The organism is Bacillus sp. PAMC28571, assembly GCF_014250435.1.
GTDB classification, from domain to species: Bacteria; Bacillota; Bacilli; order Bacillales; family Bacillaceae; genus Bacillus; species Bacillus safensis.
Map to the genome: position 1 here is coordinate 1,303,736 of NZ_CP060191.1, position 23,699 is coordinate 1,327,434.

Sequence of the window (23,699 nt, forward strand, 5' to 3'; positions counted from 1 at the left end):
TGCGTCTCTTTCGGCGAGACTAGAGACGTTTATATTACAGGGGGACGAAAGAAGATGACCATAAAGTTGATCAATATCGGATTTGGAAACATCATTTCAGCGAATCGGATGATTTCGATCGTCAGTCCGGAATCAGCACCGATTAAACGAATGATACAAGACGCAAGAGATCGAGGCATGCTCATAGATGCTACATACGGAAGAAGAACCCGTGCTGTTGTCATTATGGACAGTGACCATGTCATCTTATCTGCCGTTCAGCCTGAGACTGTCGCGCAAAGACTTTCTGTAAAAGAAGAAATCATAGATGAAGGGCAGGGGTAATACGCCATTATGAAAGAAAGAGGACTTTTAATCGTTCTCTCTGGACCTTCGGGAGTTGGAAAAGGAACGGTCAGACAAGCCATTTTCTCCCAGGAAGATACGAAATTTGAATACTCTATTTCTGTGACAACGCGCAAACCGCGTGAAGGTGAAAGAAATGGTGTCGATTATTTCTTTAAAACCAGGGAAGAATTTGAACATATGATTGAAAACAAAAAACTGTTAGAATGGGCAGAGTACGTCGGGAATTACTACGGCACGCCTGTTGACTATGTAGAACAGACATTGAGCGAAGGAAAAGATGTTTTCCTTGAAATTGAAGTGCAAGGCGCACTTCAAGTAAGAGAAGCATTCCCAGAAGGTCTTTTTATTTTCCTTGCACCGCCTAGTCTTTCAGAACTTCAAAACCGCATCATTACTCGCGGTACAGAATCTGAGGAGCTCATTCGAAACCGAATGGCCGCTGCGAAAGAAGAAATTGAAATGATGGATGCTTACGACTATGTCGTTGAAAACGATGATGTCGAGCTTGCTTGTGAAAGAATCAAAGCGATCGTCCTTGCAGAACACCTGCGCAGAGACAGAGTCGCACCAAGATATAAAAAAATGCTGGGGGTAGAATAAACCATGTTAGATCCTTCAATTGACTCATTGATGAACAAACTTGATTCAAAATATACACTTGTAACAGTGTCTGCACGCCGTGCACGTGAAATGCAGATCCACCAAGATCAGCAGATTGAAAACACAAAGTCTTACAAATTCGTAGGCAAAGCACTAGAAGAAATCGACGCTGGTCTTTTGACATTTGAAAAAGAGGATCAAGAATAACACATCGCTTCTGCAATGCAGATACGATACGTTCAAAAAAGTCAAAACTATGATTGGTTTTGACTTTTTTGAATTGTAGACGAATTTGTGAAAAAGGCCGTTAAGGGGGACAAACAAATGTTACAGTCAAAAAATATTTTGCTCGGTGTCAGCGGAGGAATTGCCGTATATAAAGCAGCAGCACTTACTAGTAAACTCGTACAAGCAGGCGCAAATGTCAGAGTGATTATGACGGAATCTGCTCGTGAGTTTGTGTCTCCGCTTACCTTCCAAGCACTGTCTCGGCATGAGGTATATGTAGATACATTCAAAGAAAACAATCCAAAAGTCATTGCACATATTGACGTAGCTGACTGGGCCGATCTCATTCTTGTTGCCCCTGCAACAGCACATACGATTGGTAAAATGGCCGCTGGACTTGCAGATGATATGCTCACGACGACTTTGCTTGCTTCAACAGCGCCTGTATGGATCGCACCAGCGATGAATGTGCATATGTACGATCACCCGGCTGTGAAACGGAACATTCGCACATTATATGAAGACGGCTACCGGTTTATTGAGCCAAGTGAAGGTTATTTAGCCTGCGGGTACATTGGAAAAGGGCGACTAGAAGAGCCTGAAAAAATTGTGGAACACATCCGGGCCTTTTTTGAAGAGCCAAAAAGCTTACCGCTCTCAGGTAAAAAAGTTGTGGTGACAGCAGGTCCTACTCGTGAAGTCATCGATCCTGTCCGGTTCTTTACAAACCGTTCTAGTGGAAAAATGGGCTATGCGATTGCAGAGGCTGCTCAGCAAATGGGGGCAGATGTGACGCTGATTTCTGGACCTGTTTCTTTAACTGAACCTGACCATGTGCATGTAGTGCACATTGAATCAGCTGAAGAGATGTATCAAGCTGCGCTAGATGTATACGGAGAAGCTGATCTTGTTATTAAATCAGCAGCTGTCGCCGATTACACCCCTGTCACGACATATGCTCATAAAATGAAAAAACAGGACGGCGCTCTGGACATTGAATTCACCCGGACAAAAGATATTTTAAAAGAGCTGGGGAAAAGAAAAGAGCATCAAGTGCTGATCGGATTTGCAGCTGAAACGCAGGATTTAGAATATTATGCGAAAAAGAAAATTGAATCCAAGCATCTAGATATGATTGTGGCCAATAACGTCACTAAAGAAGGTGCAGGCTTTGGCACAGATACCAATGTGGCAGCGATCATCAAAGCAGATGGAACGAAAAAAGAGCTGCCGATGATGAGCAAAAAAGACCTCGCTTTTGAAATTTTAAAGGAGGCAATACAGCTGCTTCCAGAAGAGCGTGATCGCGCATGATTGCTGAAGTCATCGTAGATGTCACAACGAAAGCCATTGACCGGCCATTTGATTACCGTGTACCAGATCGATTCAAAGATCTCGTCAAAGCGGGAATGAGGGTGGTCGTTCCCTTTGGCCCGCGGAAGATTCAAGGGTTTGTGACAAAAGTCAAAGAGGAAACAGACATCAAGACAGGAAGCATCAAAGAGATAGTCGATTTATTTGATTTATCACCTGTTCTGACAGATGAGCTGCTGGAGCTTTCCCACTGGCTGACGGAAAAAACATTGTCCTATCATATTACGGCACTTCAATCGATGCTGCCCGCAGCCATGAAGGCAAAGTATGAAAAAGAAATACAGGTGCTATCAGAGGAAGAACTTCCGCAGTCATTGAAAGAGCTTTTCGGTCAGCGAGAGAGCATTCTTTATGCTGACATCCCGGCTGAACAATTAAAACAGATTCAAAAGCATGTCCAAAAAGGTCATCTAGAGGTGAGATACCATGTCTCGCAAAAATCTGGAAAGAAAAAGGTCCGCATGCTCCAGTTGGCTGTATCGAAAGAAAAACTTGAAGAAAAGCAGCAGCAGCTAAAGAAAAATGCGGTAAAACAAAAGGCACTGATCTTTTACTTGCTTCAAGCGGGAGAGACAACCTTTTTAGCGAAAGACTTGCAGCAGCAAACAGGCGCGAGTTCTCAAACGCTTAAAACCTTTATTCAAGAAGGGCTGTTAACAGAAAACTATGAAGAGGTTTACCGGGATCCTTACCGTGATCGGGAGTTTACACCATCTGCATCACTTGATCTCACGCCTGAGCAAACAGAGGCGGCAAAACATATTCATCAAGCAGTCAGTGAGGACCAGCACGAAACCTTTTTGCTGCACGGAGTGACAGGAAGCGGCAAAACGGAGATTTACTTGCAGACAATTGATCATGTTCTTCAAAAAGGAAAAGAAGCGATCGTTTTAGTTCCTGAAATCTCGTTAACCCCTCAAATGGTGCAGCGATTTAAAGAACGATTTGGCTCAAATGTAGCCGTTCTTCACAGCGGCTTATCGACAGGAGAAAAATATGATGAATGGCGGAAAATCCATCGCAAGGAAGTCAAACTAGTCGTTGGCGCAAGATCTGCTGTTTTCGCACCATTTGAAAACTTAGGCATGATTATTATAGATGAAGAGCACGAATCCTCTTATAAACAAGAAGAAATGCCTCGTTACCATGCCAAGGATGTCGCCATTGAACGAGCAGTGCGGCATCAATGTCCAGTCGTATTAGGCAGTGCAACACCTTCACTTGAAACCTATGCACGTGCGAAAAAAGGCGTTTATACATTGCTGTCGCTCAAGCACCGCGTCAACCAGCAGCAGCTGCCGCACGTTTCGTTAATTGATATGAGAGAAGAATTAAGAAATGGCAACCGCTCCATGTTCTCAGAAGAATTAATGATCAGGTTAAAGGAAGTGCTTGAAAGAAAAGAACAAGCCGTTTTATTTCTGAACAAAAGAGGCTATTCATCTTTTGTGATGTGCCGTGATTGCGGATATGTGGAGCAATGTCCTCATTGCGAAATTTCTCTCACCTATCACCGCTATCAAAAACGGCTGAAGTGCCATTATTGTGGTCACGAAGCTCCAGTACCTTCTGAATGTCCAGAATGTCACAGTGAGCATATTCGCTACTTTGGGACTGGCACGCAGCGAGTAGAAGAGGAACTGACAAAGGTGTTGCCTGAGGCGCGTGTGATCCGAATGGATGTGGATACAACGTCTCGTAAAGGTGCTCACGAAAAGCTTCTTACGTCTTTTGGCAATAAAGAAGCGGACATTTTGCTCGGGACGCAGATGATTGCAAAGGGGCTGGATTTCCCAGATGTCACACTTGTTGGTGTTCTCAGTGCGGATACATCCCTTCACATCCCTGATTTTCGTTCAAGTGAAAAAACATTTCAGCTTCTCACGCAGGTCAGCGGCAGGGCAGGGCGCCATGAAAAAGCGGGCTCGGTTATTATTCAATCGTATACACCTTCTCACTATAGTATTGAATTAACGAAGCAGCATGACTACGAAGCCTTTTATGAACAGGAGATGCTGCATCGCCGCCACCAGTCCTATCCGCCTTATTACTTTTTGGCGATGGTGACAGTGTCACACGAAGAAGTGACGAAGGCAGCGCATGTTACTGACCAAATTGTCCAGTTCCTAAAAATGAACTGTGCACCGAATACTCGAATCCTTGGTCCAGCGGCATCGCCAATCGCTAAGATCAAAGATAGATATCGGTATCAATGCGTGATAAAATACAAAAGGGAAAATGAACTGGCAAGTTTACTACGGAAAATACAAGACCATTATCAAAAGGAAATGGAACAAAAACAATTGATGATTTCAATAGATATGAATCCATATATGATGATGTAAAACGGAGGGCTGTAAGTGGCAGTAAAACCAATAGTCATACATCCGGCAGAAGTGCTTGAACAAAAGACAGAGCGCGTCGAGACGTTCGATAAAAAGCTTAAAAAACTGCTGGATGATATGTATGATACAATGCTTGAGCTGGATGGAGTTGGACTAGCAGCACCACAAATCGGTATTTCAAAAAGAATCGCTGTTGTAGATATCGGAGAAGAATCTGGCAGAATTGACTTAGTGAACCCCGAGGTGCTTGAAGTAGAAGGAAGCCAGACAGATATTGAAGGCTGCCTGAGCTTTCCATCTTTATACGGCACTGTAGAGAGACCGAACTATGTGAAGGTAAAAGCCTTTGATAAGAAAGGTAAACCATTTACAATAGAAGCAGACGGATTTTTAGCAAGAGCTTTATTGCACGAAATTGATCATTTAGACGGCATTTTATTTACGTCAAAAATCATTGAAACGTATACAGAAAAAGAACTTGCGGAAATGGAAGGGTGAAGAAAATGGCACGTATCGTATTTATGGGAACCCCTGATTTCTCAGTACCTGTGCTGCAAACACTGATAACAGAAGGATACGAAGTGGTAGGGGTTGTCACGCAGCCAGACCGCCCAAAAGGAAGAAAACGAGTGCTCACACCGCCTCCTGTAAAAGTGGAAGCCTTAAAGCACGGCATTCCTGTGTTGCAGCCTGAAAAGGTGCGCCTTGATGAAGAAATTGATAAGGTGCTTGCATTACAGCCGGATTTAATCGTCACAGCGGCATTTGGACAAATCTTACCAAAGCGATTACTCGATGAACCTAAGTTTGGCTGTATCAATGTTCATGCCTCGCTCCTGCCAGAACTAAGAGGCGGCGCGCCGATCCATTATGCGATCCTTCAAGGCAAAAAGAAAACAGGCGTTACCATCATGTACATGGTGGAAAGACTTGATGCAGGTGACATGATCAGTAAAGTAGAAGTAGAAATCGATGAATTAGACAATGTCGGAACATTGCATGATAAATTAAGTGCAGCTGGTGCCGCGCTGCTAAAAGATACGGTGCCAAATGTTCTAAGCGGGTCTATTTCTCCAATTCCGCAAAATGAAGAAGCGGCCACATACGCACCAAATATTAAGCGGGAGCAAGAAAGATTAGACTGGACAAAAACCGGTGAAGAGCTTTACAACCAAGTTCGCGGGCTAAATCCTTGGCCAGTTGCCTATACTGAATGGAACGGCGCTCATCTAAAAGTATGGGAAGCGAAAAAGGTTCCGCTTCAAGCGCAAGAAGAACCTGGGAAAGTGATTGAGCTTCAAAAAGAAGGTCCGGTCATTGCAACGGGTAATGAGCAAGGCCTTTTATTAACAGGTGTGCAGCCAGCTGGTAAGAAAAAAATGAGCGGCGAAGACTTCTTAAGAGGCGCAAATATCGAAATTGGACAGAAATTAGGGCTAATGAATGAAGAAAAGTAATGTGAGAGAAGTAGCGCTGGACGCTTTAATCAAACTCGAACAAAATCAAGCTTACAGTAATTTGCTGTTGCAGTCAGTCATGAAAGATAAAGACTTAGCTGATCAGGACAAACCGCTGTTAACAGAGCTTGTATATGGTACACTGCAAAATAAGCTGGCATTAGATTATATGCTGATGCCCTTTGTGAAAAAACCGCAAAAGGTCGCTCCATGGGTGATGCAGCTTTTGCGGATGTCTCTTTATCAAATGGTGTATCTTGAAAAAATACCAGATCGTGCAGCCATTCATGAAGCTGTCGAGCTAACGAAAAAGCGCGGGCACAAAGGCATTTCTTCACTTGTGAACGGTGTTCTTCGTTCCGTGCAAAGAGAAGGCGTTCCGTCATTTGATGCGATCAAAGATCCCGTAAAGCGGCTGTCCATTGAGACAAGCCACCCATTATGGCTTGTGCAGGAGTGGGTTCAGGCGTACGGGTTTGAAGCGGCAGAAAGCATGTGCCGCATTCATTTAGTTCCGCCAAAGCAAACCCTTCGTGTCAATCGAATGAAAACTGACCGCATGGCACTGCAGCAAAAACTAATGGATGCAGGCATTGAAACGGAGCTTGGCGACTTATCTGAAGATGCACTTAAGCTCATGAAAGGGTCCATCGTCTCAACCCCTTCTTTTCAAGAAGGCTATGTGACGATACAAGATGAAAGCTCGATGCTTGTCGCAAGAGCGCTCGACCCACAGCCGGGAGAAACGGTGCTTGACGCCTGTGCGGCTCCTGGCGGAAAATCAACACATATTGCAGAACGTATGAACGATGAGGGCAAAATTGTTTCTCTTGATTTACATGAACACAAAGTGAAACTCATCAAACAAGCAGCAAAACGTCTGAACCTTACTCACATTGAGGCAAAAGCACTTGATGCAAGGAAAGCGGCAGACTATTACAGCGAAGCTTCGTTTGACCGTATTCTCATTGATGCACCGTGTTCCGGTTTTGGCGTCATTAGACGCAAACCAGATATGAAATATACAAAGTCACAAGAAGACTCAGCAAGGCTTGCAGCTATCCAGCAGGCCATTTTAAAGGAAGCGGCCCCGCTTTTAAAACCGGGCGGAACCCTTGTATACAGTACATGTACAATGGACCCAACAGAAAATCAACAAGTGATTCATGCGTTTTTACAAGAACACCAAGACTTCGAACCCGATCTATCTCTTAATGAACGGCTGCCTGAGCAGGTTGCTCCGTTTGTTCAAAACGGAAGTGTACAAATCCTTCCTCATTATTTCGGAACAGATGGTTTCTTTATTTGCAGCATGAGAAAGAAGGGATAAAAAATGACAGAACAAAAAGTAAGAAAAGAACTGAAGACAGAAATGCCGTCGATCTACTCATTTGAGCTTCACGAAATGAAAGAATGGTTAAAAGAACAAGGCGAAAAGCCTTTCCGCGCAGCCCAAATTTTCGAGTGGCTTTATGAGAAACGTGTGACATCCTTTGACGATATGTCTAACCTTTCAAAGGAATTAAGAGAAAAATTAAAAAATCAATTTGCGATCACCACATTAAAAACTGTGATCAAACAAACGTCTCAAGACGGAACGATCAAGTTTTTATTTGAATTACATGATGGCTATACGATTGAAACAGTACTGATGCGCCACGAATACGGCAACTCTGTCTGTGTCACAACTCAGGTTGGCTGCCGAATCGGCTGTACATTCTGTGCATCTACACTTGGCGGGTTAAAACGAAACCTTGAAGCAGGAGAAATCGTTGCTCAAGTATTGAAAGTGCAGCAGGCACTTGACGAAACAGATGAGAGAGTCAGCTCGGTTGTCATCATGGGAATTGGCGAACCGTTTGATAACTTTGACGAAATGCTTGCCTTCCTTAAAATCATCAACCATGACAACGGCTTAAACATTGGCGCGCGTCATATTACAGTGTCGACAAGCGGAATCATTCCAAAGATCTATCAATTCGCTGATGAGCAAATGCAAATCAATTTTGCTGTCTCTCTGCATGCACCGAACACAGAGATCAGAAGCCGTCTGATGCCGATCAATAAAGCATATAAGCTGCCGAAATTAATGGAAGCCATTGAATACTACATTCAAAAAACGGGTAGACGTGTCAGCTTTGAATACGGCCTGTTTGGCGGAGTAAATGATCAAGTGCATCATGCAGAAGAGCTTGCAGACTTATTAAAAGGAATCAAGTGCCACGTGAACCTCATTCCGGTGAACTATGTACCGGAAAGGGATTATGTAAGAACACCGAGAGAACAAATCTTCCTATTTGAAAAAACGCTGAAAGAACGCGGCGTAAACGTAACAATTAGACGAGAGCAAGGCCATGACATTGATGCTGCTTGCGGTCAGCTAAGAGCGAAGGAGCGTCAGGAAGAGACGAGGTGACGAATGTTGATAAGGGCAGCCTTTCAAACCGATACAGGAAAAGTCCGTCAGCATAATGAAGATGATGCAGGTATTTTTGAAGCAAAAGAAGACACCCTTCTAGCTGTTGTAGCAGATGGAATGGGAGGTCATCTTGCTGGTGATGTCGCCAGCAGGATGGCCGTCTCTTCTTTAAAAGAATACTGGGAAGAAACATCTTCAATTCCAGCAAAACCAGCAGAGCAAGAAAGCTGGTTAATCTCAAAAATAAGTGACATTAATGATCAAGTATATGAACATGCGAAAAACAATGAGGAGTGCCAAGGAATGGGGACAACCATTGTTTGTGCGCTCGTTCATTTGCAAACGGTCACAATTGCCCATATTGGCGACAGCCGCTGCTACTTGCTAAGAGAAGGAGCACTGACCCAGCTAACAGATGACCATTCACTTGTAAATGAGCTTGTGAAAACAGGTGAAATTTCTAAAGAGGATGCAGAATATCATCCAAGAAAAAATGTGCTTACGAAAGCATTAGGAACAGATAAACACGTTCAAATCGATGCACATACCTTTGAAGTGGACCCAGGAGATCAAATCCTGCTTTGCTCAGATGGTTTATCAAATAAAGTAGAAGAAGAGAATTTGATTCATATTTTAAACCAAACGACCGCACCAGATGAAAAAGTAACAGCATTAATCCAAACAGCGAATGACAACGGCGGTGAAGATAACATTACAGCAGTATTGTTAGAAATCTCCTCCCAGCCAGAGGAGGGTGACAGCAAGTGTTGATCGGAAAACGGATCAGCGGCCGTTATCAGATTCTTCGCGTCATAGGCGGAGGCGGAATGGCAAACGTTTATTTGGCGGAGGATATGATTTTAGATCGCGAAGTCGCGATTAAAATTTTGCGCTTTGACTTTGCAAGCGATGATGATTTTATTAGACGTTTCCGGCGCGAGGCGCAGTCAGCCGCAAGTTTAGATCATTCAAATATTGTCAGCATCTACGATGTAGGGGAAGAAGATGACATTTATTATATTGTCATGGAATATGTCGAGGGGATGACGCTGAAAGAATACATACATGCCAATGGCCCGCTTCATCCGAAAGAAGCCGTTCGCATTATGGAGCAAGTGGTTGCGGCAATGGAAGAAGCCCATGCAAAGCAGCTCGTCCACCGGGACATTAAGCCTCACAATATATTAATAGACAACATGGGGAATATTAAAGTCACTGATTTTGGGATTGCCATTGCACTCAGCTCAGCGACCATCACCCACACAAATTCGGTTCTAGGATCGGTGCACTATTTGTCTCCAGAGCAAGCCCGCGGAGGTCTTGCGACGAAAAAGTCAGACATCTATTCACTTGGAATTGTGCTCTATGAACTCATTTCTGGACGCATGCCATTTGAAGGGGAATCAGCTGTCAGTGTTGCGCTGAAGCATTTGCAATCAGAGCCGCCATCTGTAAGAAGGTGGAATCCTTCTGTTCCACAAAGCGTGGAAAACATCATTTTAAAGGCAATGGCCAAAGATCCATTTTATCGATATGAAGATGCATCTGAAATGCAAAAAGATCTGCAAACTGCTTTCGACCCTTCAAGACTAAAAGAAAAACGCTTTGTCATTGAAGAGGATCATGAAGCAACGAAAGCGATCCCAATCATTCAAGATCATCAAGTCGATCAAGACAATGAAAAAACAGCTGTCCATCCGGTGCAAAAACCGAAGAAAAAAGAGAAACAAAAGCCGAAAAAGAAACGAAAAAAATGGCCTTGGGTTGTGGCATCCATCCTGTTTATTCTAACTGCTGCGACCATTTTAGCCATCACTGTGTTTCCCGGACTGCTCTTTCCAAAAGATGTTGAGGTCTCTGATGTATCTGGCATGACGATTGAAAAAGCAGAGGACACCTTGAAGAAAGCCGGCTTTACCGTTGCCTCTGAACCAATTGAGATCGCTGATGAAAAAATTGAAAAAGGGCTTGTCGTCAAAACAGACCCGAAAATCGGCACAAAGGTAAAAGAAGGAACCGAGATTCAGCTTTACCAAAGTACTGGCAAAGAAAAGACCGAATTACCTGATGTAACAGGTGAAAAGGTCGATAAAGCAAAAGAATTATTAGAGAAAAAAGGGTTTAAGCAAGTTGTTGTAGAGGAAGTAAATGATAATGACACCGAATCTGGGATTGTCATGGAACAGAAACCTTCAGCGAGTACTGAGCTTGTGGCAGCAGATGAAGAAGTGACGTTGACGGTCAGCATAGGTCCTGCCGATATTACTTTGCGGGATTTAACGACATATAGTAAACAGGCTGCATCGAATTATTTAGAGGATAACGGATTAAAGCTTGATGAAAAAGAAGCGTATTCTGATGATGTACCAAAAGGTGAGGTCATGAAGCAGGAGCCAGGAGCAGGTACTGCTGTGAAACCAGGGGATACGGTTAAGATCACCTTCTCACTCGGACCGAAGAAAAAACCGGCTAAAACGGTAACTGAGAAGATTGCCATCCCGTATGAGCCAGTCACTGAAGGGCAAGAGATGACCGTTCAGATTTCCATTGACGATGCTGAGCATAGCATTTCTGATTCATATGAAACCTTTAACATCACTGCACCAACTGAACGGACCATTAAATTTAAGATTGAACCAGGTCAAAAAGGGTACTATCAAGTGACGGTTGATGATAAAGTCGTAAGCTCTAAAACAATCGAATACCCTGACGATGAATAAAGGAGGGACTTTATGCCTGAGGGCAAAATTATTAAAGCATTAAGCGGATTTTATTATGTGCTCGATGAGTCTCTAGAAAGTGGAAAAGTGATTCAGTGCAGAGCGAGAGGCATTTTTCGAAAAAACAAAATCACACCTCTAGTTGGAGATTATGTCGTATATCAAGCGGATAACGATAAAGAAGGCTATTTATTAGAAGTAAAAGAGCGGACAAACGAACTTGTTCGTCCGCCTATTAGTAACGTCGATCAAGCGGTGCTCGTTTTCTCTGCGACAGAACCGACCTTTAGCACATCGCTTTTAGACAGATTTTTAGTGCTGGTGGAAGCAAATGATATTAAGCCGATAATCTGTATCACAAAAATGGACTTATTGAAAACAGATGAAGAGCGTGAAAGTATTCAAGGCTATGCAGAGGACTATCGGCAAATTGGATATGATGTTCATGTAACATCCACGATCGAGGGAGACGGAATTGAAAAGCTGACCCCGCATTTTCACAATAAAATCACTGTATTTGCCGGTCAGTCTGGTGTAGGTAAGTCCTCTCTTTTAAATGCGATGAGTCCTGATTTGGCGCTGAAAACCAATGATATTTCCTCTCATCTTGGAAGGGGGAAGCATACGACAAGACATGTCGAACTCATTCGTACAGCAGAAGGGCTCATTGCAGATACACCTGGCTTTAGCTCGCTCGAATTTACCGGCATTGAAGCGGAAGATTTAGGCCTTTACTTTTTAGAAATCAAAGAGCGGAGTGCAGATTGTAAGTTTAGAGGCTGTCTGCACGTGAAAGAGCCTGGCTGTGCGGTAAAAGGCGCGGTCGAACAAGAGCAAATCAGAGCGTATCGCTATCAGCATTATTTAGAGTTTTTAACTGAAATCAAAGACAGAAAGCCGAGGTACTAACTCATGGTTTATATTGCCCCTTCCATTTTATCAGCAGATTTCGCCAATTTGGAGAAAGATATCCGTGATGTGGAACAAGGCGGAGCGGATTACATTCATATCGATGTGATGGACGGCCATTTTGTACCGAATATCACATTTGGACCGAATGTTGTGGAAGCGATCAGACCGCATACAAAGCTGCCGCTCGATGTTCACTTAATGATTGAGCAGCCAGACCGGTATATTCCTGCATTCGCAAAAGCAGGTGCTGACATTATTTCTGTCCATGTAGAAGCTTGTCCGCACTTGCACCGCACGATACAGCACATAAAAGAACAAGGTGTAAAAGCAGGTGTCGTCTTGAACCCGCACACACCTGTTTCTCAGGTTGAGCATGTATTAGAGGACGTAGACCTTGTCTTATTCATGACGGTGAATCCTGGTTTTGGCGGACAGGCGTTCATTCCATCTGTCCTCGAGAAGGTAAAAGAAGTGAAGACCCTTAGCGAACAAAAGGGCTTATCAGACTTACTCATAGAAATAGACGGCGGTGTCAATGTAGAGACTGCAAAGAGCTGTAAAGAGGCGGGCGCTAACTTACTTGTGGCCGGCTCAGCGGTATACGGTAAAAACAACCGTGCAGCCGCCATTCAGGCCATTCGAGAAGCGTAAAAAAAGGAACCAAAGTCACTCTGATCTTTGGTTCTTTTTACATGGAGAGGAGCGTATATCATGCACATACATATCGTAGCCGGCGGTCCTTTTGAATACATCCCGCCCCTTGAACAGGAAGCATCACAGGACGATATTCTCTGGGTCGGTGTAGACCGGGGGACGCTTTTTTTACTAGAGCACGGCATCATGCCTGCCAAGGCTTTTGGTGATTTTGACAGTGTGACAGAAGAAGAGCTTTGTGAGCTGAAAAAGAAATTGCCTGCCTTGAATGTATTTCAGGCTGAAAAGGATGAAACCGATTTAGAGCTTGCGCTGAACTGGGCCATGCGCCAGCACCCAGCGCATATTCACATCTACGGCATTACAGGAGGAAGGGCTGATCACTTTCTAGGAAATATTCACCTTCTATATCAAGGCATTCAGCACAAGCAGAACATCACTCTTGTAGATAAGCAAAATATCATTCAAATGTTTGGACCTGGTACATACGAAATAAAAGAAGACCCTGATAAAAAATATGTGTCGTTTCTGCCCTTTGGTACATCGGTTGAAAAGCTGACATTAAAAGGTTTCAAATATCCTCTGAAAAATTGTCATATTGAGCCTGGTTCCACACTATGTATTAGTAACGAACTCATCCACTCAAGTGGTACTTTTTCTTTTCATGAAGGCATATTAATAATGGTAAGAAGCAAAGATTGACCAACCTATCAATGTGGATGGCTGATTAAGCTCAATTGTGCTGCAAGCGGTACTTTTAGGAGGGGGACAAAATGAAATTTTATACAATCAAACTGCCTAGATTTCTTGGCGGCATTGTCCGTGCGATGCTTGGTTCATTTAAAAAAGATTAATGAGTAATCTCCTTTATTTCCACATAAAAACGCCTGCTACAGTTTATTGTAGCAGGCGTTTACTCTTGCTTATACACGCTCAACTTTACCAGATTTCAAAGCTCGAGCTGATACATATACTCTTTTAGGCTTACCGTCCACTAGAATACGAACTTTTTGAAGGTTCGCGCCCCATGTACGTTTTGTAGAGTTCATTGCGTGAGAACGGTTGTTCCCAGCTTTTGTTTTTCTGCCTGTAATAACGCATTTACGTGCCATTTGTTTCCCTCCTAACTGCGAAAACATCATCATATTCTTCATATACGTACTTAGAGATGCCTCAAGATACTTTAATAATTTACCACAGCTTCAAGGGGTTTGCAAGGATTGTTTACTCCTCTTTCAAGAAAAATACCTTGACATCTTGATAAAAAATCAAGGCTATAGTATAAGTAGGATTGGGTCGGATTGAATGATTTCTTTTAAAAAGAAGGGTCTTATAGTAAAATAGTGATAACTCAGGGCAATTTCTCAAAAAGGGGGAACCAATGTGTCCATTGAACTTAGAACGAAATACGGACAAATTGATATATCAAATGAAGTCATTGCAATGGTGGCAGGAGGCGCTGCGATCGATTGCTATGGTATTGTTGGCATGGCGTCCAAAAATCAAATCAAGGACGGCTTGACGGATATTCTCCGCAAAGAGAACTTCAGCCGGGGTGTTCTTGTGCGTCAAAAAGAAGACCGCATTCATATTGATATGTACATCATCGTAAGCTACGGTACAAAAATATCAGAAGTCGCACATAATGTTCAAACGAAAGTCAAATACACGATTCATCACACAATTGGACTTTCTGTTGACTCGGTCAACATTTATGTACAAGGAGTAAAAGTTACGAACCCGTAGTAAGGAGGAAATATATTGTCTATTAGAAATCTTGATGGCCGCTCATTTGCAAAAATGATTCTTGCAGGTGCTCACCATCTTTCTCAAAACGCACAAATTGTTGATGCGTTAAATGTTTTTCCAGTGCCAGATGGAGACACGGGGACAAATATGAATTTGTCGATGACTTCAGGGGCAAAAGCAGTTGAAGAAACAAATACCGATCATATTGGGAAGGTCGGCGTGGCCCTCTCGAAAGGGTTATTGATGGGCGCAAGAGGAAACTCTGGCGTGATCCTGTCACAGCTCTTTAGAGGTTTCAGTAAACATATTGAACAAAAAGAAACGATTGATGCAAAAGAATTTGCTCTTGCCTTACAGGCGGGTGTTGATACAGCATATAAAGCCGTGATGAAACCGATTGAAGGAACGATCTTAACAGTTGCAAAGGATGCAGCAAAGAAAGCGGTTGCTGTTTCGGCAGCAGAGGATCAAATTGACCGCGTTCTAGAGTTAACGATTGAGGAAGCAAGAGCATCACTTGATCGAACGCCAGATCTGCTTCCTGTCTTAAAAGAAGTGGGTGTTGTCGATAGTGGAGGTAAAGGACTTCTATGCGTATATGAAGGTTTCCTTGCTTCATTAAGAGGAGAAGAGCTTCCTCCTAAAGCGGCTTCTTTACCTACGCTAAAAGAACTCGTTAGTGCAGAGCATCATAAAAGTGCGCAAAGCCATATGAACACAGAAGATATCGAATTTGGCTACTGTACTGAATTTATGGTGAAATTTGAAGAAGACAAACAGTCCTTTGATGAGAATGCCTTCAGACAAGACTTAAGTGAATTCGGAGATTCACTTCTTGTGGTGTCTGACGATACACTGGCGAAAGTTCATATTCATGCAGAGCAGCCAGGAGATGTCTTATCCTATGCACAGCGCTACGGCAGCTTAATTAATATGAAAATAGAAAACATGAGAGAGCAGCATAGCTCAATCGTGAACGAAGAAAGAGAGCACGCACCTGCTGCACCAAAAGCACCTGCTGCTGAAAAACAGCGCTTTGGCGTCGTCAGTGTCGCAATGGGAGAAGGAATTGCTGACTTGTTCAAAAGTATCGGAGCTTCCGTCGTCATTGAAGGCGGACAGACGATGAATCCGAGCACAGAAGACATTGTCACAGCAATAGAAAGCGTACATGCCGAAACCGTCTTTATCTTACCTAATAATTCTAATATTGTCATGGCAGCTAAACAGGCGGCAACTGTCTCAAACCGTGAGGTCGTTGTCATTCCGACGAAGACCGTTCCTCAAGGAATGTCGGCACTTCTTTCTCTCAATGAAGCAGCTTCAAATGAAGACAACGAAAGAGCGATGCTAGAAGCGATTGACCATGTGAAAAGCGGGCAAATTACCTTTGCAGTAAGAGATACTCAAATTGATGGCATCGACATTGCCAAAGGTGACTATATGGGTCTGTTCAATGGAAAAATCACCTTAACAGCGAAAAATCAATTAGATGCAGCAAAAGAACTTCTAACCAAAATGGTGACAGAAGATGATGAGATTGTCACCATCATTAAAGGGGAAGATGCATCATCTGATGAGCTGGATGCACTGCAAGCCTTTATTGAAGAAACATTTGAAGATGTAGAAGTTGAAGTCCACGATGGAAAACAGCCGCTTTATTCATATATTTTGGCGGTTGAATAACGAAAGAAGGGCAAATAAAGCCCTTCTTCTTCTTTTGCAATTTTTTACTAGCCATTCCACGGTGAAATGAGTTGCGGGAAACGAATGAATCCATTAGTCTAAAGAAAGAACCAAACCATACGCGAGTGGTGATGAGAGGGGAAGACCTATGAAATTTAGAAGTGTGTTTGATATTATTGGACCTGTCATGATTGGGCCATCAAGTTCGCACACAGCGGGTGCGGCTCGTATAGGGAGAGTAGCTCGCAGCTTATTTGGAAGAGAACCGAAACGAATTGTCGTTTCATTTTATGGTTCTTTTAAAGATACGTATAAAGGACACGGTACAGATGTCGCCATTATTGGCGGTGTTCTTGACTTTGATACATTTGATGAACGAATCAAAACAGCGATCGATATTGCAAAAAGCAAAGAGATCGACATTGAATTTAAAGAAGAAGAGGCGGTGCCGGCGCATCCGAATACAGCAAAAGTAGAGATTTCAGATGCGAACGGAAGCCTTGAACTAATCGGGATTTCCATCGGCGGAGGTAAAATTGAAATCACAGAATTAAATGGCTTTGAGCTCAGGCTTTCAGGGAATCACCCTGCCATTCTTGTGGTTCATAACGATCGCTACGGGACGATTGCGGCAGTTGCCAATGTCTTAGCGAAATTCGCCATCAACATCGGTCATATGGAAGTGGCGCGTAAAGATGTCGGGCAAGAGGCACTGATGACGATTGAAGTGGATCAAAATATCGACCCAGCTGTCCTATCAGAGCTTGAAACGCTGCCAAACATTATTCAAGTCACACAAATTGCAGAGTAACAACAAGGAGGTTATGAATGATGTTTAAAAACGTCAAAGAACTCGTGCAGCTAACAGAAGAACGGAATACCTCCATTTCAGAAATTATGATTGTGCAAGAAATGGAAGTGACAGGGAAGTCACGTGAAGAAATTTTCTCGCAGATGTACCGCAACCTAGAAGTGATGGAGCAGGCCGTTGAAAACGGGCTGAAGGGTGTGAAATCATTATCAGGGTTAACAGGCGGAGATGCGGTCAAACTTCAAGCCTATATCGCATCAGGCAAAACACTGTCTGGTCATACGATATTAGATGCGGTCAGTAAAGCAGTTGCAACAAATGAAGTCAATGCCGCAATGGGAACCATTTGTGCAACGCCTACAGCAGGCTCAGCAGGTGTTGTACCAGGTACGTTATTTGCAGTAAAAGAAACATTAAAGCCAACAAAGGAACAAATGGTCAGATTTCTATTTACTTCTGGCGCATTTGGTTTTGTTGTGGCGAATAACGCGAGCATTTCCGGTGCAGCAGGCGGCTGTCAGGCAGAGGTAGGTTCTGCATCAGGTATGGCGGCAGCAGCGATTGTCGAGATGGCAGGCGGTACACCGCAGCAATCTGCAGAAGCAATGGCGATTACACTGAAAAATATGCTTGGACTTGTTTGCGATCCAGTAGCGGGACTTGTCGAGGTACCTTGCGTGAAACGAAACGCAATGGGTGCATCTAACGCCATGATCGCAGCAGACATGGCTCTTGCTGGCATCACAAGCCGCATTCCTTGTGATGAAGTCATTGATGCGATGTACAAAATCGGTCAAACGATGCCAACAGCTCTTCGCGAAACTGCACAAGGCGGTCTCGCTGCGACACCGACAGCAAGAGAGCTTGAAAAGAAGATTTTCGGAGGTGTGACCTCATCTCGTGATACAGAAACTGCAAGATAATGTCTCTGTCCTGAAGGGGATTGGAGAGGAAACCGAAAAAACACTCAATGAACTTGGAATCTACACAGTAGCCGATTTACTCGGCTACTTTCCTTATCGATATGACGACTATGAGCTTCGTAACTTAGAAGAAGTCAAGCATGACGAACGTGTCACAGTTGAAGGAAAAGTACATAGTGAGCCCGTTCTCACCTATTATGGAAAAAAACGAAGCAGGCTGACATTCAGGCTGCTTGTCGGGCGTTTTCTCATTACAGCGATTTGTTTCAATCGCCCATATTTAAAACGAAGCCTTGTGTTAGGTGATACAGTTTCCGTTACAGGAAAATGGGATAAAAACCGTCAATCTATCATGGTGCAGGAATTTAAAAAAGGGACGCACGAGCAAGATGGCAGTATAGAGCCCGTTTATTCAGTAAAAGAAAATGTGACCGTGAAAATGATGAGGCGCTTTGTAAAGCAGGCCTTGTCACTTTATGCAGACAAAGCGGAAGATCCATTGCCAAAGCAGCTTGTCTCTGCCTATAAACTCATGTCCTATCAGGAAGCATTAAAAGCCATTCATCTTCCAGAAACAAGGGACTCGCTCAAGCAAGCAAGACGCCGTTTTGTGTACGAGGAATTTCTCATTTTTCAGCTGAAGATGCAGGCGATTAGAAAGAAAGAACGAGAGAGAACATCAGGCATCCAGCATCCGTTTTCCAAAGAGGCTGTTTTTGAGTTTGTTAACAGCCTGCCATTTCCGCTGACGAAGGCACAATCAAGAGTACTTGATGAAATCATGTCGGACATGGCGTCTCCATATCGAATGAACCGGCTGCTTCAAGGAGATGTAGGTTCAGGGAAAACAGCTGTTGCAGCCATTGCGCTTTATGCCGCTCATTTATCAGGTTTTCAAGGTGCATTAATGGTCCCAACAGAAATTTTGGCAGAGCAGCATGCCGATTCACTTTACCAGCTGTTTGAAAAATGGGGGCTGAATATCGCCCTTTTGACAAGCTCTGTGAAAGGAAAAAGACGCAGAGAATTGCTTGAACGTTTAAAAGAAGGCGAGATTGACATATTAGTCGGCACGCACGCCCTCATTCAAGACGAAGTCGAATTTCAGCAGCTCGGTCTTGTCATCACAGATGAACAGCACCGGTTTGGCGTAGAGCAGCGGAAAAAACTGCGAAGTAAAGGGCAGGACCCAGATGTCTTGTTTATGACGGCCACACCTATTCCGCGAACACTTGCGATCACTGTCTTTGGAGAAATGGACGTATCCGTCATTGATGAATTGCCAGCTGGCAGAAAACAAATCGAAACGTATTGGGTGAAGCATGACATGCTTGAGAGAATTCTTGCATTTGTGGATAAAGAGCTGAGAAAAGGCAGACAGGCATATATCATTTGTCCGCTCATTGAAGAATCAGACAAGCTTGATGTGCAAAATGCGCTTGATGTCCATAGCATGCTCACTGAGGCATACCGCGGCAAGTGGTCAATCGGCTTAATGCACGGGAAGCTGGCGAGTGATGAAAAAGATCAGGTCATGAGAGCCTTTACCGCAAATGAAGTGCAAATTCTCGTTTCAACCACAGTTGTTGAAGTCGGGGTCAACGTGCCGAATGCAACCATCATGGTCATTTATGATGCAGACCGTTTCGGACTGTCTCAGCTTCATCAGTTAAGAGGCCGGGTCGGACGAGGAGAGCATCAATCATTTTGTATTTTAATGGCTGATCCGAAGTCAGAAACGGGGAAAGAGCGGATGCGGATCATGTCCGAAACAACCGATGGCTTTGAGCTGTCTGAAAAGGACTTAGAACTAAGAGGACCCGGCGATTTCTTCGGTAAAAAACAAAGCGGGATGCCAGAATTTAAGGTAGCAGATATGGTTCACGACTATAGAGCGCTGGAAACGGCTAGAAAAGATGCAGCAGATCTTGTCCAATCGGACGCCTTTTGGACTGATCCCGAATACAAAGAACTCCGGCAAACGCTGATAGACAGCGGTGTGCTGGGAGGAGATAAATTAAGCTGATCAAATGCTGGAGGAATTTTCTTGTCTTTTTGAAACAAGGATTGATTTATCATCTATGAGATTATATACTACTATTAGTACCTAGTCATAAATGTACGGATGGTGTCTGCATATGAAACTAAATAAAAAAGAACGTCAAAAGCTTCTCCAGCAAACGATCAGCTCGACTCCATTCATTACTGATGAAGAATTGGCAAGTAAATTCGGTGTCAGCATACAAACGGTTCGTCTTGATCGTTTAGAGCTGTCGATCCCTGAATTACGCGAAAGAATTAAGCATGTGGCCGAAAAGACATTAGAGGATGAAGTAAAGTCACTTCCACTGGATGAAGTAATTGGAGAAATGATTGATGTAGAGCTTGATGATCAAGCCATTTCCATTTTAGAAGTGAGAAAAGAGCATGTATTCAGCCGAAACCAAATTGCCAGGGGACATCATCTCTTCGCCCAGGCAAATTCGCTGGCAGTTGCCGTCATTGACGATGAACTGGCTTTGACAGCAAAAGCGAATATCAGGTTTACAAGGCAGGTGAAACAAGGCGAAAGAGTCGTCTCTAAAGCCAAAGTAGCCTCACATGATAAAGAAAAAGGAAGAACCGTAGTTGAAGTAAACAGCTATGTTGGTGAGGAAGTTGTCTTCTCAGGTGACTTCGTCATGTATCGCTCAAAACAAAAGTAAAAGGTGGCACGTAATATGAGAATTGCAGTCGATGCAATGGGGGGAGATCATGCCCCTAAAGCCATTATTGACGGTGTGCAAAAAAGCTTAACAGCATTTTCAGATATCGAGATTATACTTGTCGGCGATGAAAACAAAATCAAACCATACATAACAAACAACGACCGCATCACGATTTTAGATGCAAAAGAAGTCATTGAACCGACAGATGAACCAGTGCGTGCAGTCAGACGTAAAAAGGATTCATCTATGGTGAAAATGGCGCAGGAAGTGTCTGAAGGACGAGCAGATGCCTGCATCTCAGCAGGAAATACTGGCGCCCTCATGACAGCGGGACTGTTTATCGTAGGCAGAATTGACGGTATTGACAGACCAGCCCTTGCCCCAACTTTGCCAACACTGGATGGCAGCGGCTTCTTATTACTAGATGTTGGTGCCAACGTTGATGCTAAACCAGAACATCTCGTGCAATATGCCATGATGGGATCCATCTACGCAGAGCGTGTTTTCCCAAAGAGCAATCCGCGTGTTGGACTGCTAAATGTAGGAACAGAAGATAAAAAAGGCAACGATTTAACGAAAAAAACCTTTGAATTATTAAAAGCTTCCGACTTGAATTTTGTAGGAAATGTAGAGTCCCGTGACTTATTAGAAGGTGTTGCTGACGTTGTTGTCACAGATGGTTTCACAGGAAATATTGCGCTTAAAACGATTGAGGGCACAGCCCTTTCTGTCTTTAAAATGCTGAAAGAAACCTTAACATCAAGCTTCACAGCAAAAATAGCAGCAGGCATGATGAAGCCGAAATTGATGCAGATGAAATCTAAAATGGATTACTCCGAATATGGCGGTGCCGCTTTATTTGGTTTAAAGGCACCTGTTATTAAAGCGCACGGCTCTTCTGATGAAAATGCCATTTTCCATGCAATTCGTCAGGCGCGTGATATCGTAGAAAAAGACGTTTCAGCCATCATTCATCAAGAAGTCCAAAAAGAAACGACGAAAGAGTCTTAATTGGAGGTAAAGCAGCATGACTAAAATTGCATTTTTATTCCCTGGCCAAGGCTCTCAAAAAATTGGCATGGGAAAAGATTTATTTGACCAAGAAGCAGTATCTAAAGCTGTTTTTGAAGAAGCAGACAATACCCTCGGGTTTGACTTATCTTCTATGATTTTTGAAGGGGATGCAGAAGAACTGACGCTCACCTTTAACGCGCAGCCAGCTCTTTTAACGACAAGTATCGCCATCTTAAAGAAATTTGAAGAGAGCGGAATCAAAGCAGATTATGCAGCAGGACACAGTCTTGGTGAATACACTGCCCTCGTTGCAGCAGGCGCACTTTCGTTTAAAGATGCTGTTTATGCAGTCAGAAAGCGCGGAGAATTAATGAATGAAGCTGTTCCAGCAGGAGAAGGCGCCATGGCAGCAATTCTTGGCTTAGACAAAGCGGCACTTGAAGAAGTGACAAAAGAAGTGACAGAGAGCGGTCACCTTGTAGAGCTCGCTAACTTAAACTGTCCTGGTCAAATCGTGATCTCTGGTACAGCAAAAGGAGTAGAACTTGCTTCAGAGAAAGCGAAAGAAAAAGGCGCAAAACGTGCAATTGCCCTTGAAGTAAGCGGACCTTTCCATTCTGCATTAATGAAACCAGCCGCTGAAAAATTTACAGATGTTTTGTCAAAGCTGGATATTGCGGATGCCAAAACTCCGGTCATCTCAAACGTAACAGCAAACATCGTGACTTCTCGTGATGAAATTGAGACAAAGCTCATTGAACAACTGTATTCTCCAGTTCGTTTTGAAGAAAGTGTGGAACGCCTTATTGATTTAGGCGTCACAACATTTATTGAAATTGGTCCTGGCAAAGTGCTTTCAGGTCTTGTGAAAAAAGTGAATCGCCGCCTGACGACGATTTCCGTTTCAGATCAAGAAACAATTGAAGCAGCCATTCAAACACTCAAGGGGGATTCTTGATGCTTACAAATAAAACAGCCGTTGTAACAGGAGCATCACGCGGGATTGGCCGTTCCATCGCGATCGATCTAGCGAAAAGTGGTGCAAATGTTGTCGTGAACTATTCTGGAAACGAAGCAAAAGCAAATGAAGTCGTAGATGAAATCAAAGCACTCGGCCAGCAGGCATTTGCTGTGAAAGCTGATGTCTCAAATGCTGAAGAAGTACAAGCCATGATGAAACAAGCAATTGATACCTTTGGTTCAATTGACATTCTTGTGAATAATGCAGGGATCACAAAGGACAATCTGCTCATGAGAATGAAAGAGAATGAATGGGATGATGTCATTAACATAAACTTAAAAGGTGTCTTTAACTGTACAAAAGCCGTGACACGTCAAATGATGAAGCAAAGAAGCGGAAGAATCATCAATTTGGCTTCAGTCGTTGGTGTGTGTGGAAACCCTGGACAAGCAAACTATGTTGCAGCAAAAGCTGGTGTCATCGGATTAACGAAAACAACAGCAAAAGAGCTGGCAACCCGTCATATTACTGTTAATGCAGTAGCACCAGGCTTTATTTCAACAGATATGACAGACAAGCTTGATGAAAATGTACAGACGGAAATGCTCAAGCAAATTCCGCTCGCACGCTTTGGTGCACCTGAAGATATTAGCAACGTCGTTGTCTTTTTAGCTTCAGAAGGAGCAGGTTATATTACAGGCCAAACCATCCAAGTAGATGGCGGAATGGTCATGTCCTAAGAAATATCAAAATTTCATTAGGTTTTCTCTAGTTTTTTAAAAACAATTCA

The 23,699-nt window shown here is 43.4% G+C and carries 25 protein-coding genes; 24 read left to right on the top strand and 1 reads right to left on the bottom strand.

Annotated features, from left to right (window positions below):
* Window positions 1–54 precede the first annotated feature (54 nt).
* The 15 genes from remA (at window position 55) to spoVM (ending at window position 13,911) form a co-directional block, all read left to right on the top strand.
* On the top strand, window positions 55–324 hold the full coding sequence (gene remA, locus H7F25_RS06430; protein ID WP_008344898.1) for an extracellular matrix/biofilm regulator RemA: 270 nt from the start codon (window positions 55–57) through the stop codon (window positions 322–324).
* A 9-nt stretch (window positions 325–333) separates the two neighbouring features.
* On the top strand, window positions 334–948 hold the full coding sequence (gmk, locus tag H7F25_RS06435; RefSeq protein ID WP_024424214.1) for a guanylate kinase: 615 nt from the start codon (window positions 334–336) through the stop codon (window positions 946–948).
* Window positions 949–951: 3 nt separating this feature from the next.
* Window positions 952–1,155, top strand: a complete 204-nt coding sequence (gene rpoZ, locus H7F25_RS06440) for a DNA-directed RNA polymerase subunit omega (RefSeq protein ID WP_003211647.1) — start codon at window positions 952–954, stop codon at window positions 1,153–1,155.
* Window positions 1,156–1,272: 117 nt separating this feature from the next.
* Complete coding sequence (gene coaBC, locus H7F25_RS06445) at window positions 1,273–2,490, top strand: bifunctional phosphopantothenoylcysteine decarboxylase/phosphopantothenate--cysteine ligase CoaBC (RefSeq protein WP_185854397.1); 1,218 nt, start codon at window positions 1,273–1,275, stop codon at window positions 2,488–2,490.
* A complete protein-coding gene (gene priA, locus H7F25_RS06450; RefSeq protein WP_185854398.1) occupies window positions 2,487–4,895 on the top strand; it encodes a primosomal protein N' in 2,409 nt (802 codons plus the stop codon). Before coaBC ends, priA begins: the two co-directional genes overlap by 4 nt.
* A 15-nt stretch (window positions 4,896–4,910) precedes the next feature.
* Window positions 4,911–5,393: a peptide deformylase gene (gene def / locus H7F25_RS06455; RefSeq protein WP_025092560.1), complete on the top strand. Its 483-nt coding sequence runs from the start codon at window positions 4,911–4,913 to the stop codon at window positions 5,391–5,393.
* A 5-nt stretch (window positions 5,394–5,398) separates the two neighbouring features.
* On the top strand, window positions 5,399–6,352 hold the full coding sequence (fmt, locus tag H7F25_RS06460; RefSeq protein ID WP_087975456.1) for a methionyl-tRNA formyltransferase: 954 nt from the start codon (window positions 5,399–5,401) through the stop codon (window positions 6,350–6,352).
* The gene (gene rsmB, locus H7F25_RS06465) at window positions 6,339–7,682 is read left to right on the top strand and encodes a 16S rRNA (cytosine(967)-C(5))-methyltransferase RsmB (protein ID WP_149126673.1); all 1,344 of its coding nucleotides are present in this window, start codon (window positions 6,339–6,341) and stop codon (window positions 7,680–7,682) included. Before fmt ends, rsmB begins: the two co-directional genes overlap by 14 nt.
* Window positions 7,683–7,685: 3 nt before the next feature.
* The gene (gene rlmN, locus H7F25_RS06470) at window positions 7,686–8,768 is read left to right on the top strand and encodes a dual-specificity RNA methyltransferase RlmN (protein ID WP_149126672.1); all 1,083 of its coding nucleotides are present in this window, start codon (window positions 7,686–7,688) and stop codon (window positions 8,766–8,768) included.
* 3 nt (window positions 8,769–8,771) lie between these two features.
* The gene (locus H7F25_RS06475; protein ID WP_029706534.1) at window positions 8,772–9,542 is read left to right on the top strand and encodes a Stp1/IreP family PP2C-type Ser/Thr phosphatase; all 771 of its coding nucleotides are present in this window, start codon (window positions 8,772–8,774) and stop codon (window positions 9,540–9,542) included.
* Window positions 9,536–11,491 carry a Stk1 family PASTA domain-containing Ser/Thr kinase gene (gene pknB / locus H7F25_RS06480; protein WP_024426959.1) on the top strand — a complete coding sequence of 652 codons (1,956 nt, stop codon included), beginning with the start codon at window positions 9,536–9,538 and terminating at the stop codon, window positions 11,489–11,491. Before H7F25_RS06475 ends, pknB begins: the two co-directional genes overlap by 7 nt.
* Window positions 11,492–11,503: 12 nt before the next feature.
* A complete protein-coding gene (rsgA, locus tag H7F25_RS06485; RefSeq protein WP_024424205.1) occupies window positions 11,504–12,400 on the top strand; it encodes a ribosome small subunit-dependent GTPase A in 897 nt (298 codons plus the stop codon).
* A gap of 3 nt (window positions 12,401–12,403) precedes the next feature.
* Window positions 12,404–13,054: a ribulose-phosphate 3-epimerase gene (rpe, locus tag H7F25_RS06490; protein ID WP_185854399.1), complete on the top strand. Its 651-nt coding sequence runs from the start codon at window positions 12,404–12,406 to the stop codon at window positions 13,052–13,054.
* Between the two features lie 60 nt (window positions 13,055–13,114).
* The gene (locus H7F25_RS06495; RefSeq protein WP_185854400.1) at window positions 13,115–13,759 is read left to right on the top strand and encodes a thiamine diphosphokinase; all 645 of its coding nucleotides are present in this window, start codon (window positions 13,115–13,117) and stop codon (window positions 13,757–13,759) included.
* A 71-nt stretch (window positions 13,760–13,830) separates the two neighbouring features.
* Window positions 13,831–13,911 carry a stage V sporulation protein SpoVM gene (gene spoVM / locus H7F25_RS06500; protein ID WP_008354550.1) on the top strand — a complete coding sequence of 27 codons (81 nt, stop codon included), beginning with the start codon at window positions 13,831–13,833 and terminating at the stop codon, window positions 13,909–13,911.
* Window positions 13,912–13,980: 69 nt separating this feature from the next.
* On the opposite strand, the gene rpmB is transcribed toward spoVM, so the two are convergent.
* Window positions 13,981–14,169, bottom strand: a complete 189-nt coding sequence (rpmB, locus tag H7F25_RS06505; protein ID WP_003212514.1) for a 50S ribosomal protein L28 — start codon at window positions 14,167–14,169, stop codon at window positions 13,981–13,983.
* Window positions 14,170–14,440: 271 nt separating this feature from the next.
* Here rpmB and H7F25_RS06510 point away from each other — a divergent pair, with 271 nt between their 5' ends.
* The 9 genes from H7F25_RS06510 (at window position 14,441) to fabG (ending at window position 23,649) form a co-directional block, all read left to right on the top strand.
* A complete protein-coding gene (locus tag H7F25_RS06510; protein WP_008344871.1) occupies window positions 14,441–14,803 on the top strand; it encodes an Asp23/Gls24 family envelope stress response protein in 363 nt (120 codons plus the stop codon).
* Between the two features lie 15 nt (window positions 14,804–14,818).
* Window positions 14,819–16,492, top strand: a complete 1,674-nt coding sequence (locus H7F25_RS06515) for a DAK2 domain-containing protein (protein ID WP_024426963.1) — start codon at window positions 14,819–14,821, stop codon at window positions 16,490–16,492.
* Between the two features lie 148 nt (window positions 16,493–16,640).
* Complete coding sequence (gene sdaAB, locus H7F25_RS06520; protein ID WP_024424201.1) at window positions 16,641–17,303, top strand: L-serine ammonia-lyase, iron-sulfur-dependent subunit beta; 663 nt, start codon at window positions 16,641–16,643, stop codon at window positions 17,301–17,303.
* Window positions 17,304–17,323: 20 nt separating this feature from the next.
* Window positions 17,324–18,226 carry an L-serine ammonia-lyase, iron-sulfur-dependent, subunit alpha gene (sdaAA, locus tag H7F25_RS06525; protein ID WP_024424200.1) on the top strand — a complete coding sequence of 301 codons (903 nt, stop codon included), beginning with the start codon at window positions 17,324–17,326 and terminating at the stop codon, window positions 18,224–18,226.
* Complete coding sequence (gene recG / locus H7F25_RS06530) at window positions 18,204–20,252, top strand: ATP-dependent DNA helicase RecG (RefSeq protein ID WP_024426964.1); 2,049 nt, start codon at window positions 18,204–18,206, stop codon at window positions 20,250–20,252. The genes sdaAA and recG overlap by 23 nt, the downstream gene beginning before the upstream one ends.
* 112 nt (window positions 20,253–20,364) lie before the next feature.
* Window positions 20,365–20,931: a transcription factor FapR gene (gene fapR / locus H7F25_RS06535; protein WP_024424199.1), complete on the top strand. Its 567-nt coding sequence runs from the start codon at window positions 20,365–20,367 to the stop codon at window positions 20,929–20,931.
* A gap of 15 nt (window positions 20,932–20,946) precedes the next feature.
* Window positions 20,947–21,945: a phosphate acyltransferase PlsX gene (gene plsX, locus H7F25_RS06540; protein ID WP_025092568.1), complete on the top strand. Its 999-nt coding sequence runs from the start codon at window positions 20,947–20,949 to the stop codon at window positions 21,943–21,945.
* A 16-nt stretch (window positions 21,946–21,961) separates the two neighbouring features.
* Window positions 21,962–22,906, top strand: coding sequence for an ACP S-malonyltransferase (gene fabD / locus H7F25_RS06545; protein ID WP_056766416.1), 945 nt, complete (start codon window positions 21,962–21,964; stop codon window positions 22,904–22,906).
* Complete coding sequence (gene fabG, locus H7F25_RS06550; protein ID WP_024424196.1) at window positions 22,906–23,649, top strand: 3-oxoacyl-[acyl-carrier-protein] reductase; 744 nt, start codon at window positions 22,906–22,908, stop codon at window positions 23,647–23,649. The genes fabD and fabG overlap by 1 nt, the downstream gene beginning before the upstream one ends.
* The last annotated feature ends 50 nt before the right edge of the window (window positions 23,650–23,699 follow it).